Here is an 18,588-nt window from a genome sequence, read left to right as displayed (position 1 = left end):
AGTATTAGGAGAATAGAATGTCCGAAAAAACTAAAATTGCAATTGCACACGGTGATGGAATCGGTCCTGAAATTATGGACGCGACTCTCAAAATTTTAAACGCAGCCGGGGCAAAGATCGAACCGATTGAAATCGAAATCGGCGAAAAAGTTTATAAGGAAGGACATTCTTCGGGAATTAAGCCGAAAGCTTGGGATATTCTTAGACAAACTAAAGTATTCCTAAAAGCGCCTATTACAACTCCCCAAGGAAGCGGCTATAAAAGTTTAAACGTCACCGTCAGAACTACTCTCGGTTTATTTGCAAACGTTAGACCCTGTTTCTCACTTTATCCATACGTAGAAACTAAACATCCTTCCCTAGATATTGTAATCATCCGTGAAAACGAAGAAGACCTTTATACCGGAATAGAACACAGGCAAACCAACGATACAGTTCAATGTCTTAAATTAATTTCTCGCCCAGGATCCGAAAAAATCATCCGTTACGCATTCGAATATGCAAGAGCTTACGGAAGAAAAAAAGTAACTGCGATGGTAAAGGATAATATTATGAAACAAACAGACGGTCTATTTCATGACATCTTTAAAGAAGTAGCGAAAGAATATCCAGAACTAGAAACAAATTCTCAAATTATAGATATAGGTGCAGCTAACCTAGCGGACAGACCTCAAAATTTCGACGTAGTAGTCACTTTAAATTTATACGGAGATATTATTTCTGATATAGTCGCTCAAATCGCGGGTTCAGTAGGAATGGCGGGTTCTTCTAATATCGGAGAAATCGTTTCCATGTTCGAAGCAATCCACGGTTCCGCTCCGGACATAGCAGGAAAAAATCTGGCAAATCCATCCGGCTTACTCAATGCCTCGGTGATGATGCTCGTTCATATTGGACAACCGGATATCGCCGCAAAAATTAATAACGCATGGCTATTGACCATTGAAGAAGGAATTCATACTGGAGACATTTTTAAACCGGGAGTAAGCAGAATCAAAGTGGGAACCAAAGAATTTGCCGACGCGGTAATCGGAAATTTAGGACATCTTCCCGAAAAGTTCAAACCGGTTTCCTTCGGAAAAGCTAAGAAAATTACAATTCCTGAATATAATAGAATCGTTCAAAAGAAAGATTTAGTAGGAGTGGATATTTTTCTGGATTGGGTCGGAAATGATCCGAACGAACTCGGCAATAAACTCAAATCGATTTCAGATGATCTTATGTTAAAAATTATCACCAACCGAGGAGTCAAAGTTTATCCAGACGGTCAACCGGAAACTTTTTTGATCGATCACTGGAGATGTAGATTTGTCAGCAAAGATGCGTTGATTAAACAAGAAGATCCTTCTTATCATCCAATTTCTCACAAACAAGTGGCGGAGCTTCTTTTAAAGTTGGACCTGGCCGGTTTTGATACAATCAAAACGGAAAACCTTTATTACTTTAACGGAAAAAGAGCCTTTTCCTTAGGACAAGGAGAATGAAAATAAAATATCAATCCCTACGTGAATTTCAAAATAACCGGTTTAGAAACAAAATTTTGGACACTTGATTATATAATTCTGAGTAGGAATCATTCTAAAATTGATTTTTAATTTTGTAGAAACCTTATGTATATAAGTAAAAAATTTTTTGAGGAAACTTATATAAAATGAGCTTAATATTAGCAATAATCTGTCCAATTATAGGATTGATCGTAGGAATCATAATCACATTGACCGCAACTGGAGATTATAAAACTTTTCCTATTTTTTCTGCCTTGGCGGGATTTTCTGCATCTTACGTGATTTGGAAATTTTTTGTAGAAAAGAGTCAAAATTACGGAATTACAAAAGGAATAATTCTGGGAATTGTAATCGTGATCATTTCCCACCATTTGACATTTTATTATTTCATTCTATTCTCAAATATTGAATATTGGATTTTGAATATTAGAAATCCAGATAATATACCTCCTCTAAATATTTTTTCAGGTTTTTTTGTTGTTTCAATAGGCACTTTGTGGAGTCTAATTTTCTACGGTTGGATCACTTTACCGATCGGCGCTTTTTTAGGATGGTTTTTCTCAAAATACAAAACATAAGCGTTTTATAATAATAGAAATTCAGCATGAGAAAGTTTTTTCTAAAAGAATAAGTTCCTACATCCATTTTTTCACGGTAAAACGAAATTTTAGGAAATAAATTCCTTATACCGAACTCACCTTATTTAAACAAGTTGGTTATAAAGTTTTTGAATGTGATCTTGAGTCAAAGGTTTAGAAAGATAACCTTTGACTTCTGGAAAGGAATTCGCCTTTACAATATCTCTTTCGTCTACAGATGAACTTACCATAAAGATGGTAATTTTTTTAGCCAAAGCCCCTTGAATTTTCTTGAACTCGTCTAAAAACTGCCAACCGTCCATAAAAGGCATATTAATATCTAAAAGGATTGCATCTGGAAGTTCTTCTCGATCCGAACTCAGTGTTTGAAGTTCCTGAAGGGCTAATTCACCGTCTTGGAAATCGCGTAGTTTCGTGACCCTACCGTCTTTTTCTAAAAAACGTCTAGCAATCATAATATAGATGGAATCATCATCCACCAACCAGAAGTTCATATTAATATTGTTCGAAATCATTGTATTTATTGAAATTAATGAGGAAAGATGTACCTTTACCGGGAGAACTTTCAACCGTTATTTCGCCCCCAAGAGATTCTATTTGATTTTTCGTCATAAATAACCCGATACCCTGGCCTTCTCTTTCTCGATGGAACGTTTTGTTCATTTTAAAGATTTGGTGGCCATATTTTCTAAGATCGATTCCTAGGCCGTTGTCCCGTACAACTAAAAAGATCTTTTTATCTTCAATAAATGAGACGAAAGAAATTTCCGATTTTTTATTCGGGTCGGAGTATTTTAAGGCATTGCTCAATAAATTCAATAATATACTTTCCAGATATACTTTCGAATAAAAAATTTCAGGGGCCGCATTAAAATCAGTTCGAATATCCGCATTCATTTCCTGAATCTGAGTAGAAAGAAGATTTTGAACCTTATAAAATGCATCTTTAAACAGAATCGTCTGTTTATCTACATTTCGATTTTTTCGAATTTTGATTACTTCCACTATATCGTTCAACGTGGTCATTAAATCTTTTACGCTCGTTTCCAAAGATTGAAAAAGCTGATCTTTGTCCGTGCCGTATTTCTCACAGAGCATTGTAGTAAGAGTAAATATATTTCCAATAGGAGAACGCAGATTGTGAGAAACGATCTGGTTAAATTCTTCCAATTGAGAATTTCTTTCCGTCAAGTGATTGCTGAGAGCTTGGAGTGTTTCATTCTTTTCTATCAACGCGGAAAGCATATTTTTACGATCACTAATATCTTGGATCTGAGAAATGAAAAATAACGGATTCTTTTGTGAATCTCTTACAATAGACACCACCAATAAAACCCAGATAACATTTCCGTTTTTATGAAAGTATCTCTTCTCCATTCTATAACTATCTCGTTTACCTTCTAGTGTTTCTTGTAAAAGACTTAAATCTGTGGTAAGATCATCCGGATGTGTTATATCTTGAAACATAAGTTTCAAAATTTCTTCTCTGGAATAACCGATTATATCTAAAAGACTCGAATTTACTTCCAACCATTTTCCTTCTAAAGAAACAAGCGCCATACCGATGCTGGAATAATAAAACGCGTTGAAAAATTTTTCTTCGGAAAGACGAACCTCTTCTAGGGCCTGCTTATTTTTTGAAGCTTCTAATATTGTATTCAATCCAGAGTATTCTCGAGTAGTTGCAAGAAGAGCGGTCACATTTCCATGATCGTCAAAAATCGGTTGAGTGATGGTCTGTAACCAAACGTATTTTCCATCTTTTCTAAGAAATTGGTATTCTACTTGTTCTCGTTTTTTCCCTTCCAAAACCGGTTGATGAGAATTTGTAAAAATCCTTTTTTTATCAAGAGGATTAAAGTAATCGTATGGATTCTTACCGATCAATTCCTCCGGTTGATAACCTAACATAGAAGTTACGGAGGGGCTGACATAAAGAAAAACTCCGTTCGGATCATGAAAACAAATTAACTCCGGACTTCTTTCAATTAAAAATTTATAAAAATCAGCCGACTGAATTTTAAATTCACTCAATTTATATACCGTCGATTTTCTCAAATTGGGTACTATTTTATAAAAGACAATTCATTACGGAAATGAAACGCATATTTTTGCGTTTTTATTTTCATCGAATTCGTAAATTTTTAATTCGAGTTGGTTTGTTATCGGGTTTTTTATTCGTAAAGGTTTTTAAAGTTAGAAAAGAAACAAAAATTTTACTTCTGATTTTTCCTACATAACAGATGTCTTAAACTTTATGTATAAATCTACTGTTTTAGACGCATTGAAATGGGACGTAATTTGTGAAAATTACTTCATTTTGGAAGAACCGTAAATCATTTAAAGACGGCTGGCTATAAGTTTAATTTAATTCTGTATTTTTCTTAAATTTTATAATCAATTGAGGATTAGAAATTTTTAAAAGATGAAGAACTGATATTCTTATCGAATCTGAAATAATAATTTATTCCCCGTCATCTCCGAGGGCTTCGACAGGACAAATTTCCATGGCTTTTCTAGCTGCGATTTCTTCTTCGGGAGTCACCGGCTGTCTATGAAAATAAACTTTAGATTCATCTTCTGTATATTTAAGAAGCATAGGAGCTTCTTCTAAACAATCATTACAAGGAACACAACTATTATCGATATAATATTTTCCCGGTGCGTTCTGCTTCACCTTATCGTTTTTATCAGCCATGTTTGACAAAAGTTTATGGAACGATCGTCTCGTCAATCTCCTTTTCAGAATTGACATTCATACTAATTCAAGAATCATCACCGAAGTTATGAACTTATGGACAGAAAAAATATCCAGACGAAAACTATTTGGTTTTGGTCTTGGAGGGTTGTTGAGTCTTTGTATCGGTGTGTTCCTTTTTAATCGTTTTAAACGATCTTCGTATAAGACCTTATTTTTTTCATCTTCCGAAGTTGAATTTTTACTGGCTTACTCTCAAACTCTTTTACCTCCGGCACCAGGTTTTCCTGATCTTGAAAAGGCAGAAGTGATTCGAAGGTTAGATGAAGAATTTTTTTTCGTAGATCCAAGTATCTCCGATGATTTCAAATCTCTCATTCTAATTTTAGAGTATCTTCCTTTGATAAGCGGATACTGGAGTCGTTTTTCTAAGTTAGGCGAAGAAGATCGAAAGAATTTTCTACTTTCTCAGGAAACGACCGAATCCGATACGATCCGGGCGGCATTAGCAAATCTTAAATTACCCGTTTATCTGGTTTATTACGGTCATGAATCTTCTTTCAAAGCTATTTCGTATGACGGACCTTTTGGAAATCCTCCGGAAAAATTAAGTGAATCCAGAATTTATTATAAAAAAATCCTGAGGGAATTATGAGCGGCCGCGTTTACGAATGGAAGAACCTAGGAGATTCCAGAACCGTAAAAGCGGATGTAATCATCGTAGGAACTGGATGTGGTGGTGCAACTTTAGCTTATGAACTTTCTAAAAACGGAAAGAAGGTGGTAATGATTGAAGAAGGCGGCTACTATCACACAGGAACGTTCGACAATCATGAACTCAACATGGCCGGAAAAGTTTCCGCAGAAAGAAATATGGCTACTGATGCAACTGGTACGATCAATCTAGTTTACGGAAAAAATGTAGGTGGAGCTTCCGTTCACTACTGGGCAGACAGCTACAGAACCCCGGACGATAGACTCAAACTTTGGAAAGAAATATATGGAGTTCAAAGTCATTCTCCCGAAGACTTAAATCCTCATTGGAAAGAATTAGATGAAACCCTAAACGTTCACCCTGCTAAAGAAGAATATTATAATAAAATGAATCAGCTTGTGCAGAAGGCTTGCAAATCTCTCAGTTGGGAAGGCAACCCGGTTCCACAAGCCAGAAAGAACTGCCAGAAATCCGGTCATTGTATGCAAGGTTGTATGTATGGGGCTAAACAAAGTCAGCTAGTCACACACATCCCAAAAGCGATGTCTTTAGGAGCAGACATCTACGCGGATTGTAAAGCAGTTCGTTTGGAACTGAAGGGTGATCAAGTAGAATTTTTAGAAGCGGTAATGATAGATCGTCCTTCTGGAAAAGAATCGAGTATCACTTTAAAATTTGAAGCTCCCGTTTTTGCAATTGCTGCCGGTGGTTTCGGTAGTTCCACATTCTTACTTAGAAACGGATGGAAGAAAAAACTTCCGGCGCTTGGAGAACATCTCGCCATCAATCCTTCTCCTTTTGTTCACGCTTTTTACGAAGAGCCCATCGTTCAATGGAGAAACATTCCTTCCGCGTTTGGCGTGGAAGAATTTCGTTTAGCCCGTTTTAAAGAAGACGGAAGTTATATCGAAGGCGGTTTTTTAATCATGGCTAATCAACTTCAACCCGGAAGTCTTGCGGCTTTGGTTCCTGGTTTTGGTATTGAACATAGAGAAATCATGAAACAACTTCCTTATTTAGGAGGTACGATCGGGTGGATAGACGACGTTCCTTCAGAATTAGGAAATATTTCCGTAAGTTCTTCTGGTAAACGTACTGTTACGTATAACTTTGGAAAGTTGACAAAAGAATTTTTAAAAGATTGTATTCGTAAACAAGTTCAATTGAATTTCAGCGCCGGAGCCAAATGGGTTCTTCTTCCGGATTTGAAACGTACAAAAATTCTTTCCGAAAAAGAAATAGATAAAATCAACTCACTTGAACTGAGTCCCGCTTCTATGATGATGGCCGCACCTCATCCCGCAGGAGGATGTAGGATGGGACAAGATCCATCTAGATCCGTAGTCAATTGGAAACACAAAGTTCACGGTTTAAAAAATTTATATGTTTCCGATTCCAGCGTATTTCCCACGGGTGTTTCCGTAGATCCAAGTTATACGATTATGGCATTCAGCAAACAAGCAGCAAAATTCATTCTCGAAGATTCTAAATAAAATTATAATTTTATAAAATTCTATTATTTTTGGATTTTATAGAGATTTCTTGCTGAGTTCTACAAAATCGAATATCATAAATTTTTACTGAAAAATCCCGTTTCAACGCAACATACTGATACTTTCTTACATAACTCGAGCAGAATTACTACTCGGACTCATAAAAATAATACTTTGTTTAAAGTAAGTTCGGCGTAAAAAAATCAGGGCGAATCCGGCTGCCACGGGCAAGTCGGACCGGGCTCTTTAACTCTGGTCAATAAAGTGTATGCAGGAAACGTTATGCAATATATTTTCTTTAGGTTCAATTTAGAACGCGATCCGTAGAAAGAGTTCTGCTGAATTTTTCTCGCATCGATCCCTTTCGCATTATGTCGAATTCTCGAATGATTCTTGACTTTGAAAGTATAAAGATTATAATTAAAATCGTTGATGGAAAATTTTGCAAAAACGTTTTTAATTTTAGGCGTCTTATTTTTGTTAGTCGGTCTTTTTATTCTTTACGGAAATAAATTTCCTTTCCTAAACTACTTAGGAAAACTTCCGGGTGATATTCGTATTGAAAGGGAAAATTTTAAATTCTACTTTCCATTGACTACTTCTATTTTAGTTAGTATTCTAATTTCTTTAATCCTTTTTCTAATTCAAAAATTCAAAAACGGCTCCCCATGAAAGAATCGTTTCGTTTTAGTTCTCGATTTTCATTTCAAGAAGGAGAAAATGAATTTTCTGAAATTTTATCCGAGTATAAGAAAAATCGAATTTATTATTCCGATCTAACCGTTTCCAACCCTACACAGACCGATTTTCAATACCCTACAGAGGCAATCCGGCATAGTTTTGCAACTTCGGATTTAATTACCTATCATCCAAATCCTCAGGGAAACTTAGAAACTCGAAAAAAAATTCAGGAATACTACAATTCGAAAGGATTGGATATAGACCCGGATGATTTATTTTTAACCTCCTCTTCTTCGGAAGCATATTCATTTTTGTTTAAGCTATTTTGCAATCCAGGAGATTCTATTCTAATTCCGGCACCCGGTTATCCTTTGTTTGAATTTCTTTCCGTGATGGAAGGTGTTCGAACCATTTCTTATTTTACTAAAAAAGAAAACGGATGGAAATTAAAAAACTCAGACTTAGATCCAAAAGATTTAGAAAAATGTAAACTTATTTTATCGGTCAGCCCGAATAATCCTACAGGTTCCATTTTAAACCAATCCGACTTTTACTCTATAAAAAATACTTTAAAATATTATAATTTACCTCTGATCGTAGACGAAGTTTTTTCTGATTACACATACGAAACAGAGTCTTATAATACTTTGGTCGATCCGGATATACCGGTTATAAACGTAAACGGTCTTTCTAAAATGCTCGGTCTTCCAGGCATGAAATTATCTTGGATTTTACTCAGCGGACCAAAAGTTTGGAAACAAAAATCGAAAGAATATTTGGAACTAATATCCGATACTTATCTTTCTGTAAATACTCCCGTTCAAAATGTACTCGCAGATCTTTTTCAGTGGAAAAATTTCATCCAATCCCAAATCAAAAAACGCATCCAAAGGAATCTTTTATTTTTAAAACGAAGTCTGAACGACAACGACATTTCTAAAAAAATCAGATGTGATTTTCCAAACGCAGGTTGGTACTGTGTTTTAGAAAGTGAAGAATTTTTTCCCGAAGAGAAATACGCACTTCGCTTATTAAAAGAAAAAAAAATATACGTTCACCCCGGAGAAATGTTCGGTTTCCCGGAAGAAAAAGATCTAGGAAGAATCGTTCTCAGTCTTTTAACGCCAACGGAAATATTTGAGTTCGGCATCAAAGAAATTCTTTAGTAATTTTATTGAAGAAACATTTTTATTTTTACGCAGTTTCAACTGCTTTTCTATTAACCCACAAACTTAAAACTCGCTTTCATAATACACTCTGGCAAGAGCCGCCCAAAGTCGAACGAACATTATGTAAATTCGTATTATATTACGTTTCTTGTATGCAATTTATTGACCAGAGCTAAAGAGCTCGATCTGGTTTTCTTACGCCCTGCTCACGTTAATTAAACTTTTCAAAAACAACAGAATGAATTTTTGAAACTACCACATATCTTTCGGTTTCATAGATCCCAAACGAACAAAGTCCCGGAGAAAACCTCTATATCTTCCTATCGTTTCAATTTTGTTAAACGAAGCCGGATTAAAAATCCCTCGTTTACGAAACAGCTTAGAAGGATCTTCTCTAAGATCCGACCAAGTTCCCACTTCCAAGGTCAAAGGAAGAAATTTAGAATTCCAGTTCAAAGAATTTTTGTGATAGTCCCTATATTGGTCATAGAGTTTATCCCAAAGATCTCCATGTGTAGTGTAGGTTTCACTTTGAGGGCCGTATTGAAAATGAATATGTCCACAATGATGTCTTAAATGTTCTCCGATGTTTTGATACAAAGAAGTATCTGGACAAGGATATTTTGTATATGCGTAAGGCCACCACACGTTATCGATCGTTCCAAAACCAGAATGTAAATCTAAAATCGGAAGTATCGCATTTTTTACTTCGAAAAAAAATTCATGAACCAGTCGTATCAAAGCCCTGGATTCCGGCTCCAATCCGTTTCCGCGAAAGTAAGGCAAACGTTTGGAAATTTTTTGTCCGCCAAAAAAAGGAATCGGTTTTACCGCTTCAATCCCAGAGTTCCTCATCAAGTCTACTCCCGCGGGATTGGATCTTTGTTTTAACGCAACTCCTCCTGGATTCAAAATTGGTAATACAATAATTCCTAATTTACCTTTTTTTAATTCTGGAAGATACCCGGTCGAATTGGGGTGTAGAATGTATTCTAAAAAATCGAGAAGGATCAAAATACCAATCGTCTCTAAACCATGAACTCCCGCAACGATCCCAACCGGATGTTCTTTGATTCCTTTTTCAGTTCCAATTTTCAACGCATGAATCGGAAACCGAAATCCTTCCAAAGTTTTTCTGGAAAACCCAATTTGACTAAAAGAAGCGAGTTTGCCTCCTAATTTCAAAATCTTTAATATTTTCTTATCGTATCGGTTGAGCCTTTTAAGACCGCGTAACATATGTTATTTGGACTGAATCGCTTGAAGCAGCTTACAATCTTCGGAAAGGTCTAGAATTCCTTTTTGAATTTTATCGCAACTTTCTTTAATTACGGTTTGAAAGCACCCTCTTACCGTTTTTTTTACGGTTTCTGGATCTTCATTTGCAAGCAAATACGCGTTTGACTTACGAAATTTTTCCGCACAATTGGCCGGATTTAATCTTTCCTGAATCAACGTTTTCGAAGATTCTTTCAATTCTTTCAAAGACGGTTTCGCACAAATTGAAATTTTTTGGCAATAAACGGAAACCAGTTCGGAAGATTCTTCCCTCCATACTTCGTCTTGTATTCCTTGCGGGAGAGTTTTTTTCTTACAGCCCGATACATTCAAAAATAAGAATATTCCAAAAATTAAAAACAATTTGTTTCGTTCCATAACTTTTCTGATCAGTGTCCCGATTTTTTACGAATAAAAATTTCCACCCTTTCGCCGGAAGCCTTTCCTTCCGGAGTAGAAGAGGAATTCTCCACCGGCTTATACAAACTAGAAGCTTGGATGGAAATTTTTTCCTTGGGAATTTTATAATTTTTAGACAATAAATCCGCAATAAGTTCGGCTCTATAAGAATTGTATTCCCAAACGTTTCTAAATCCTTTTCGAGAGGCTTCGTTTTCATATGGGATTTGTACTTTTAGAATGATGTCCACATCCATCGCAGATGACAATTCAGAGATTCTTTGAAACGCAAATATCATGTCTTCATCCGGTTGGAACCGACCCTCTCCCAAAGAAGAGCCGAACAGTACAATTTTAATTTCTTCCGTTTCTTGTATTCCGATGTTGAGTTTTGCTTTTTCTTTTAACTTTTTTAAAGTATAACTGATACGTTCCCAAAAACGATAAAGCTGAGTTCTAGGTTGGAGCAAAGGATCATTTTCTAATGCAGCCGTACTTCCTTGAAAAAAAGATTCTCCTAAACCAAAACCTCCTCGGATTACATCCGCCACCTGTTTGAGTTTTGTCTGATCTACTTGAGAAATTGAATACATGATGATGAACAAACCCAAAAGAAGGGTAATCATATCAGCATAAGTCAAAAGCCAACGTTCTCTGTTCTCATGTGACTCTTCCTTGCGATGTCCTTTCTCCAAAAGTTGTCTGCGAAGTCGGCTCATGCTTCTTTTCTACTTTCTCCGAGTAACGTTTGAATATATTCCGTTTCCCTTTTTTTCACTTCTTCATAAAAAGAATTGAATATATTGGACGAAACAGGAAGAGTCGCGTTATACGCCTCTTCCACACTTTGAAATAAAGCAGAAACTCCTAACAAAGAAGCCATAAATTTCGCCGGTTTGATCAAATACGCGCTGATGGGTTTATGAGCCAATTCGTAAAAAACTTTCAAATTTCTTAAAACGATTTCCAATTGCCTCATCCTTTCTTCATAATGACCCATTTGACCGTAATAAAAATCGTATTCTTCTCTACTGAGTCTTTTACCGTCCCAACCTCCGTCTACAAGATGTTTGGCGAAAATCGTATCCATTTCCTCAGTAAGATTATTGAGTTCGATCAAATATTCTATGTTTTCTCGTGAAGTCTCCTTCAACATACCTTTCACCTTTTGGTATGTGTCCATCGCAAGATGAAGCCAGACTTCTCTTCCTTCTAAGTTATAAATTTTTTCAAAAAAATATTCCACCATCGGAATCGTTTCTTCCAAATGAAAATAACTCGCATAAAAAACACGGAACCGTTCTACTTGAGCCCGAACGACTTCCGCTCTTGCAGCTTTTAGTTTTTTATTGCCGAGATCGCTCATTCTTGCTTGGAAACCAAACCCAATTTGTAAGAAACGAATCCTTGTTGATCCGTCTGTTTTTGAATCGATCCAAACTGATTTGGAAGATTGACCACTTCTCTTCCCATTCGAGTCGAAGAACGAAATAATACGCTAGGAATTCCATCCTTATCCGGAGTTAAAGTAAATCGAATTCCATATTTATGATTTCTTCCCCAACCTTCCTTTGTAATTTCAACAAGAGGAACCGTAGAACTGATATATTTACCAGAAGATGAAAACACACTCGAACCGGGAGAATACATTCTCTGCCCTTCTTTAGTAGTATCTATGTTTATCTTTCCTCCGTCCGGAAACGAAATCGAAAGATACGTGACCGCAGAATAAGAGCCTCTATTTTTAAACCAAATTACCACTTCTCCCGGAACTCCTTTTTTCCATTCTTTAGGAGCTTCTAAAGAAAGAAGAGAAGGCACAGCCACTCTTGCAATATCCGGAACCATTTCCCAGCCGTTAAAAATAAAGTTTTGCGCATAATTTCTGTTAGATGGAAAGATCGTAATATTTTTTTCGGTTTTATTATATTCAAAATCGATCCGCTTGGACTTAATTAGAAATTCGTGATCTTTTAAAGCCATAAGTCCGTCTAAAATTTTGTGGTCCTTACGAATCACATAAGGCACAGAAAAAAGTCCAAGAGGAGGTTCTTCGCTTAACACTTCCAAAAATAGGGAATTGAATCCGTCTCCCGGAAGTTCATCCATTAGAATTCTCTTAACTATAAAACCAGCTTCTTTTTTTTGGGAATCGGGTTCCCCGGGAAGCCAAGAAGATTTAGAAACATCGTAATGAAGCGGACCTATGTTCAATAAAGAAAAGGAAAATTTTCCGAGTAAATGCCATTCTCCTTTTTGCTTTTTAAATATTCCAAGAACCTCTTCCGTTCCGTTTCTTACCAACGAAAAAGATTCAAGCTCCGGATCTTCATCCAGATTTCCAGCCTTTTTTAATAGAACATCTGGATTCTTTTTTTCATCGGCTGAAAATAAAAGTTCAATGATTTTAGAATCGGGAGGTATTTTAGAAGAACAAACAACAAATAGCGTCTGTATCAAAACGAATATAAGGAAACGTGCTAAAAATGTTGTGTGGAATCGATCAAGTTTAAGCCGAGAAATTTGGACTTTGAAACCAACAACAAAAGAGCCGGGAAAGATCTCCCTTAACAGAAATAAAAGTGGATTCATGATTCAATAACAGAATTCGAGACTGAAAAAAGTTGTCTATGATTTTCCTACACTCTTACTATACAACAAAGTAACTAATATTTTGCGTTCAAACCGTGTTTTCTGACAAACATGGCAGAAAACGGAGAACAGATGAACTTCATTTTGCTCCTTCCTAGTCAAAAGAAACGGCTTTCTTGTGGGAAAAACATGAGGAAAGAATCTTAATCATATTTTTTAGAAATACAATTCAATTCATTATATCGTAATTCTTTTAAATACATAGAAAGAGTGGACTCAGTTATTTTACGCCTGATTGATTACGAAGACGTCTGTAAGTAATAGGGATATTTGTCCGTCATTGGGTTTGGTTCGAACTTTAATTCTCTTGATATGAGATTTTGTCTCCTGTTGATCTTCCAAGTCATTTCGTAAGTCCAGTGAAAGCTAGGAACTCCCCGGTTCAAAGTTTTCACAAAAAAATCACCTTGCTCCTCCAGCCAGAGCATATAATTAAAAAGATAACACCTAGAAACCCCATGAGCAGCAGCTAACACACCTAAGGTCGCCCAAACACCTGTATGAACCCGAATACTAAATTTTTTCATTTTACCTACACCCAGATTATATTTGATTTTCCCAGCTTTATCATGAAGCCGCGTCATAGACGCAATTTGTTTTGAATATTTTCTCAGTAAAAAGGGAAGCCGATTCCTAAGAACCTTTCTTTCTTGAGGACTCAACCGATTCCAATAAACTTCTGGAACCAAAAGGGAATCCGTTCCAACAACACCTTCTATCAAAGTAGATTCAATTTTTTGACCGTCATCGAATAAAAGTATATCCATACTAGAAAACGGTTCTCTCTACCTATCTAAACGGAGCGGTTTATAAAAAAATTTTAGAAAGAAAACATTATATTTTAACGTGAATTTGGGTCCGGGTCTTGAAAACGGAGGGATTGACCCGGAGAAGGGGTAGCGGAAGCCTATTCGGCTGCAGCGAGGGGAAGGCTTTCCCCTTCAGAAAACTGAATTGAAAAACAATATTCCCCAGATTCAATAATAAAGTATATCATAATACTCTAAAATATAAATCCCACAACTCCTGCAAGAAACGCAGAGAACGGTCCAGCCGGTTCCCTATTTCAAACCCTCTAAACTGAAACGAGTGAAAGAACGATTTAAACCAAATTCGAATTTTATGAGGTTTTCTTTTGTTAATTAGAGTTATTGAAAAATTAATTCTCCATCCGTTTGATGGAAACAGTCGTCTGAAACAGTTCTGTTAATCACCACTTGCAACAACTCTAATATTTAAATCCAAAACTTCCTTTAAAATTCTAGAATTAACTCTACTGGTAAGTTCGTCTTCGTATTGTTCTAATTTTTTTACAAACTCTTGCGAAAATCCAGCCCGAATCCTAGTCTCCGGAAAATAATGATACCCTTTTGCTCTTCTAGGGGTAAAGGGAAACTCTATCAAAGAAAGATAATAATCCCATTCATTTTCCGAATTCGGAATTCTCTTTTTGATATAATGATAACCTCTCCTTACATGTTTGATCTCGTCTTCATAAATCTTTTGCATAATTTCCGCTTTCTGAAAATCGCCGAAACGTTTAAATGCCATCGTATAAATTTTGGAAAAATCAAGATTGGCTCCTTCAAAAGAAACCGCCATAATCGCGTAAAACTTTTCGAGGGTTTGCATTTTAGGAATCTGTTTCCAAAAAATATAATTAAGAGGCCGATCCCCTAATTCCATTCCACCTTTTTGCATTTCGGAAAGATACATTCTCAAATGAGTTTGTTCTTCTAAAAGAGTTCTATATAAACCAAACCGAACAGACGAAGGCGCATCCTGAAATTTAAGAATAGCCCAAGCAAAAAGTTCGATCGCCATCAACTCATGATTCGCAAAATGATGTAGAGTGACTATACGATTCTCTTGGTTAAACAATTGTTCCAGTCTAGGAATTTTACTTTTTTGCTCCGAAATTTGGATTTTTTTCTCTCGAGCGGGCAAGGAAGGCACATTCAAAAAATCGAATGAACGAATATCGACCGGATGTAACGATGGTGAAAATAATTTATCTTCCAGCCTAGGACCGAAAAGTACATTTTTGGCGAACTCGTTTAGAGTCATGTTAAATGAGATGTTTGGAAGGATCGAAACCTAGTTCTATGATAGAGCCTTGTATATTTTTTTCTTCCGGGTTGGAGGAAATACTACCACATCCACAATGATACGTAATTTTAAAAGTATCCATCAAAGACTTGATAATCTGTAATCCCCTACCTACGTTTCTGTGTTGAACCTTAGAACCTTTCCAAGGAAGAATCTCGCATTTTTTTTCTTGGTGGCGTTTAACGCAGGTTATATAATCGTCAAGATTGGTAACTCTAATATCAGCGGGTAAAGAATCTAACTTTTTGGATTTAAGTCCAGAACCATAATCCACAATCCACATTTTAAACTTACAATCTTTAATTACCCAACGACAAATGATTGTTTCTTCGGAACCCATTTTTACGTTAGCCGAAATTGAATTTGTAAGCGCCTCGTCCGCCGCAAGTTCTATGTTAGTAATATCTTTTATGAGAAAAGAATTTTCAATCAGAGAATTTTTAAGAGCGCATCTAAGTTCTTTAATGCTAGTTAAATCGACCGGAAGAAACATAACGTAAGAACCTTCATTATGTTTGACTAGCATTGATTCCCTAGAATCTCTCATTTTTGTTCCCGCAAGCGTCTCCAGACTAACAAACTAAAACCAAACGATTTGAACGAAAATACATCTGATTTTTCAATTCGACAACGAAATTCCGGTTTCTTTTGAAGTTTTTTCAATTCTTTGGAGTAGCTTTTCCTTCCCTAAAAGAGGAAATAAAATCGGTAACTCCAATCCGGCCGACTTTCCGGTAGTAGCCGCCCGAATCGGCATATAAAGAGTTTTTCCTTTCTGCCCGGTCGTTTCTCCAACTTTAGACATTAAGTTCTTATAATCCTCATCGGTTTTTGGATCGGAATTCTTCAATGTTTCATAAAATTCCTTTACAACTTTAGGACCTTCTCCGTCTTTTAAAAACCCGATCGCTTCTTCAGACTGGATCCTTAAGTCAGTAACAAAAAATTCCGCAACATAATCCGGGGCTTGTGTTAGATTATCTAAATATACTCTTACAGATTCGACGATAGAAGTAAGGATTGGATTGTTTATATTTTTAACTTCGGAAGGAATATCGTTTCTATCCTTCAAGAAAGGAAGAAGTCCTTCCAGTACTTTGGATATATTCAAATCTCGAATGGTTCGATTGGACAACCAATTGAGTTTAGATTTAGGATTCATCGCTTCCGCGATTTGAATTAAATCCGAAAAGTTAGTAACAACTTCTTCATCATTACCTTTCGGCTTTTTAAATACGTCAAACGTAGAAGGAGATTTAGAACAACGATGAACGTCGAAAATTTTTTCGAGTTCATCTCCAGGAAGAAACTCTCTTCCGTCTGCAGAAGTCCATCCTAGAAGAGCCATATAATTTCGAAACGTTTCAGGTAAATAACCTAAATCCCTAAACGCTAAAATCGAAGTAGCTCCAGCTCTTTTAGAAAGTTTTTTTCCATCCATCCCAACGATTTCGGAAGCATGTGCAAATTCCGGAATATCATAACCGAGCGCTTCATATAATAATATCTGTCTCGGAGTATTAGAAAGATGACCTACTCCTCGGATCACGTGAGTAATTTTCATAAGAGCGTCGTCTACTACAACCGCATAGTTATAAGAAGGAAATCCGTCGGACTTAACGATGATAAAATCGCCGATCAACTTTGTTTCGAATTTCACTTTTCCTTGAATGATGTCGTTGATGATCAAAGTTTTAGAAGGAGTTTTAAATCGAACCGAATAAGGAATTCCTTGTCTGAGTTTTTCTTCCACCTCTTCGTCGGACATATTCGCGTGAAGTCCGTCATAGACGTAGGGAACTCCCATCGCTTCCGATTGTTTTTTTTTGGCTTCTAATTCCTCTTGAGTGCAAAAACAACGATAGGCCTTTTTTTCCTTCAGAAGTTTTTCAGTATATTCTTTATAAATATTCAAACGTTGGCTTTGAATATAAGGACCGTATTCTCCCCCAACCTCAGGACCTTCGTCCCAATGTACTCCCAACCATTTCAAAGATTCTAATATGATTTTAAAAGAATCTTCCGTAGATCTGTTTTGATCCGTATCTTCGATTCTTAAAATGAATTTTCCGCCTTGAGACTTTGCGTATAAATAATTAAAAAGAGCGGTTCGCGCTCCACCTACGTGTAAAAATCCGCTAGGAGACGGTGCAAATCGGGTACGAACTTCTTTGCTTTGATTCATGGGAATTGATTCTTCTCGTTGGAAATTCTTATGATAGGATAATTTTTGAAATTGGCCGCTATGGTAAATGGTTTATTTGCAATTAGATCGTAAAATGAAACGGATTTTTTGATTTCATTCTTAGTCAAAACTGACAAATCAACCTCGGAAGGAAAATCCAAACAATAATATTCCGTATAAATTTCCGTTTTTCGAATGGGAAGAATCGGAATTGTTCCGTTCAATCCAATTCCGAGAGGATACTCAAGAGAATCGTAATCATAATCTCCCGAAGAACTTACCGTTCCGTCTGCGGAAACAAATTCGGTCCGCATCACCTTGACTAAAATTCCTTTCAAACTATGTTTCCACTGCAAAGTTCCAATTCCGGGAATTACCCTCACTTCTTCGGTTTCTCTAAGTCCTACTTTTTCATCCATGACGAATTCTTTTTTTACGTCCTCAAAAACTTCCTCTTTCGATTGAAACGTTTCCGATTTTACGGAAAAAGCCTTCATTCGTTTAGTCACAAACTTAGGAGAAAAACGAATCTTTTGATGATCTCTTGGATTTCGAACCATGGAACCTTTCCATTCGAAAACTTCTAATAAAGCGTTTTCCGGTTCATTTCTTTCGGAGAATTCCAAGTATTTTAAATTTCCTTGAATCATTTCATCTTCACTTCCAGATTCAGATTTTAAAATGATATAACGGACTTGAAAACTAGAAGATTTGTAATACGAAGATACAAATGGAGACAATACGAAAAAAATTCGAGACGTATAACGATCAGAAACAGATTTCGTCCATAAGATCTCTTGCATACTCCCACACTGCAACAGAATCAAAGAAAAACATCCGATAAGTACTTGAACTTTTAAAATCTTGAAGGAACTCAAAAGCAGTTGCAAAAATTTGAAAACGGTTTTCATTGAATTGTAAATCTTGATTTTTCAAAAAACGTGCAAGGAAAATCCCAAAAACGAAACTTTCTTTACAAAAACGAGGGGTCCGATAAGCAAAGTGACCGAAAGCGAATTGTTCAAATATTCGTTTCAAAAATACTGTAATTTAATCCGGTCAATTTTTTATCGTTGACAGGATAGTCTTGTAGAATTTCGTTGGC

20 protein-coding genes are annotated in these 18,588 nt (G+C 36.2%); 6 read left to right on the top strand and 14 right to left on the bottom strand.

The genetic code is table 11. The features are described 5' to 3' along the window. Positions 1-17: 17 nt before the first annotated feature. Both LEP1GSC049_RS211055 and LEP1GSC049_RS211060 read left to right on the top strand, forming a co-directional pair. On the top strand, positions 18-1,484 hold the full coding sequence (locus LEP1GSC049_RS211055) for an NADP-dependent isocitrate dehydrogenase (RefSeq protein WP_004762508.1): 1,467 nt from the start codon (positions 18-20) through the stop codon (positions 1,482-1,484). A 230-nt stretch (positions 1,485-1,714) separates the two neighbouring features. Next, positions 1,715-2,083: a hypothetical protein gene (locus LEP1GSC049_RS211060; RefSeq protein WP_004756536.1), complete on the top strand. Its 369-nt coding sequence runs from the start codon at positions 1,715-1,717 to the stop codon at positions 2,081-2,083. A gap of 125 nt (positions 2,084-2,208) precedes the next feature. On the opposite strand, the gene LEP1GSC049_RS211065 is transcribed toward LEP1GSC049_RS211060, so the two are convergent. The 3 genes from LEP1GSC049_RS211065 to LEP1GSC049_RS211075 all read right to left on the bottom strand — a co-directional run bounded on the left by LEP1GSC049_RS211065 (position 2,209) and on the right by LEP1GSC049_RS211075 (position 4,802). Beyond that, positions 2,209-2,598: a response regulator gene (locus LEP1GSC049_RS211065; RefSeq protein WP_004756532.1), complete on the bottom strand. Its 390-nt coding sequence runs from the start codon at positions 2,596-2,598 to the stop codon at positions 2,209-2,211. A gap of 1 nt (position 2,599) precedes the next feature. Then, complete coding sequence (locus LEP1GSC049_RS211070; RefSeq protein WP_016561028.1) at positions 2,600-4,138, bottom strand: sensor histidine kinase; 1,539 nt, start codon at positions 4,136-4,138, stop codon at positions 2,600-2,602. A 430-nt stretch (positions 4,139-4,568) separates the two neighbouring features. Next, complete coding sequence (locus tag LEP1GSC049_RS211075) at positions 4,569-4,802, bottom strand: ferredoxin (RefSeq protein ID WP_004756530.1); 234 nt, start codon at positions 4,800-4,802, stop codon at positions 4,569-4,571. Between the two features lie 88 nt (positions 4,803-4,890). Here LEP1GSC049_RS211075 and LEP1GSC049_RS211080 point away from each other — a divergent pair, with 88 nt between their 5' ends. The 4 genes from LEP1GSC049_RS211080 to LEP1GSC049_RS211095 all read left to right on the top strand — a co-directional run bounded on the left by LEP1GSC049_RS211080 (position 4,891) and on the right by LEP1GSC049_RS211095 (position 8,857). Then, positions 4,891-5,457 carry a hypothetical protein gene (locus LEP1GSC049_RS211080; RefSeq protein ID WP_004756520.1) on the top strand — a complete coding sequence of 189 codons (567 nt, stop codon included), beginning with the start codon at positions 4,891-4,893 and terminating at the stop codon, positions 5,455-5,457. Then, the gene (locus LEP1GSC049_RS211085) at positions 5,454-7,010 is read left to right on the top strand and encodes an FAD-dependent oxidoreductase (protein WP_004762509.1); all 1,557 of its coding nucleotides are present in this window, start codon (positions 5,454-5,456) and stop codon (positions 7,008-7,010) included. The genes LEP1GSC049_RS211080 and LEP1GSC049_RS211085 overlap by 4 nt, the downstream gene beginning before the upstream one ends. A 432-nt stretch (positions 7,011-7,442) precedes the next feature. After that, complete coding sequence (locus tag LEP1GSC049_RS211090) at positions 7,443-7,682, top strand: DUF2905 domain-containing protein (protein WP_004756518.1); 240 nt, start codon at positions 7,443-7,445, stop codon at positions 7,680-7,682. Further along, a complete protein-coding gene (locus LEP1GSC049_RS211095; protein ID WP_004758460.1) occupies positions 7,679-8,857 on the top strand; it encodes a pyridoxal phosphate-dependent aminotransferase in 1,179 nt (392 codons plus the stop codon). Before LEP1GSC049_RS211090 ends, LEP1GSC049_RS211095 begins: the two co-directional genes overlap by 4 nt. Positions 8,858-9,112: 255 nt before the next feature. Here LEP1GSC049_RS211095 and LEP1GSC049_RS211100 read toward each other — a convergent pair whose 3' ends face one another. The 11 genes from LEP1GSC049_RS211100 to LEP1GSC049_RS211150 form a co-directional block, all read right to left on the bottom strand. Continuing rightward, positions 9,113-10,099, bottom strand: a complete 987-nt coding sequence (locus LEP1GSC049_RS211100; protein ID WP_004756524.1) for a M14 family zinc carboxypeptidase — start codon at positions 10,097-10,099, stop codon at positions 9,113-9,115. A 3-nt stretch (positions 10,100-10,102) separates the two neighbouring features. Further along, positions 10,103-10,516 carry an LA_2478/LA_2722/LA_4182 family protein gene (locus LEP1GSC049_RS211105; RefSeq protein ID WP_004760312.1) on the bottom strand — a complete coding sequence of 138 codons (414 nt, stop codon included), beginning with the start codon at positions 10,514-10,516 and terminating at the stop codon, positions 10,103-10,105. 11 nt (positions 10,517-10,527) lie between these two features. Continuing rightward, positions 10,528-11,256 (bottom strand): OmpA/MotB family protein, encoded by a 729-nt coding sequence (locus LEP1GSC049_RS211110; RefSeq protein ID WP_004756523.1) that lies wholly within the window; start codon positions 11,254-11,256, stop codon positions 10,528-10,530. After that, positions 11,253-11,903, bottom strand: a complete 651-nt coding sequence (locus tag LEP1GSC049_RS211115; protein WP_004758482.1) for an FFLEELY motif protein — start codon at positions 11,901-11,903, stop codon at positions 11,253-11,255. Before LEP1GSC049_RS211115 ends, LEP1GSC049_RS211110 begins: the two co-directional genes overlap by 4 nt. Then, positions 11,900-13,129, bottom strand: coding sequence for an LIC13341 family surface-exposed protein (locus LEP1GSC049_RS211120; protein ID WP_016748325.1), 1,230 nt, complete (start codon positions 13,127-13,129; stop codon positions 11,900-11,902). Before LEP1GSC049_RS211120 ends, LEP1GSC049_RS211115 begins: the two co-directional genes overlap by 4 nt. A gap of 299 nt (positions 13,130-13,428) precedes the next feature. Beyond that, entirely contained in the window at positions 13,429-13,956 is a 528-nt protein-coding gene (locus tag LEP1GSC049_RS211125; RefSeq protein WP_004751391.1) for a DUF1564 domain-containing protein, read from the bottom strand. A gap of 439 nt (positions 13,957-14,395) precedes the next feature. Then, the gene (locus LEP1GSC049_RS211130) at positions 14,396-15,256 is read right to left on the bottom strand and encodes a ferritin-like domain-containing protein (protein WP_004758468.1); all 861 of its coding nucleotides are present in this window, start codon (positions 15,254-15,256) and stop codon (positions 14,396-14,398) included. Position 15,257: 1 nt separating this feature from the next. After that, positions 15,258-15,845, bottom strand: a complete 588-nt coding sequence (locus tag LEP1GSC049_RS211135; protein ID WP_016748324.1) for an ATP-binding protein — start codon at positions 15,843-15,845, stop codon at positions 15,258-15,260. Between the two features lie 72 nt (positions 15,846-15,917). After that, positions 15,918-17,483, bottom strand: a complete 1,566-nt coding sequence (gene gltX, locus LEP1GSC049_RS211140; RefSeq protein ID WP_004751399.1) for a glutamate--tRNA ligase — start codon at positions 17,481-17,483, stop codon at positions 15,918-15,920. Next, positions 17,480-18,361 (bottom strand): LIC_13346 family putative lipoprotein, encoded by an 882-nt coding sequence (locus LEP1GSC049_RS211145; protein ID WP_411773724.1) that lies wholly within the window; start codon positions 18,359-18,361, stop codon positions 17,480-17,482. Before LEP1GSC049_RS211145 ends, gltX begins: the two co-directional genes overlap by 4 nt. Then, complete coding sequence (locus LEP1GSC049_RS211150; protein ID WP_004751635.1) at positions 18,252-18,521, bottom strand: hypothetical protein; 270 nt, start codon at positions 18,519-18,521, stop codon at positions 18,252-18,254. Before LEP1GSC049_RS211150 ends, LEP1GSC049_RS211145 begins: the two co-directional genes overlap by 110 nt. Positions 18,522-18,588 lie beyond the last annotated feature (67 nt).

This window comes from Leptospira kirschneri serovar Cynopteri str. 3522 CT, assembly GCF_000243695.2.
In the GTDB taxonomy this organism is placed as follows: domain Bacteria; phylum Spirochaetota; class Leptospiria; order Leptospirales; family Leptospiraceae; genus Leptospira; species Leptospira kirschneri.
Note: the sequence above shows the minus strand (reverse complement) of the source record. Positions and strands in the feature narration are given on the sequence as shown.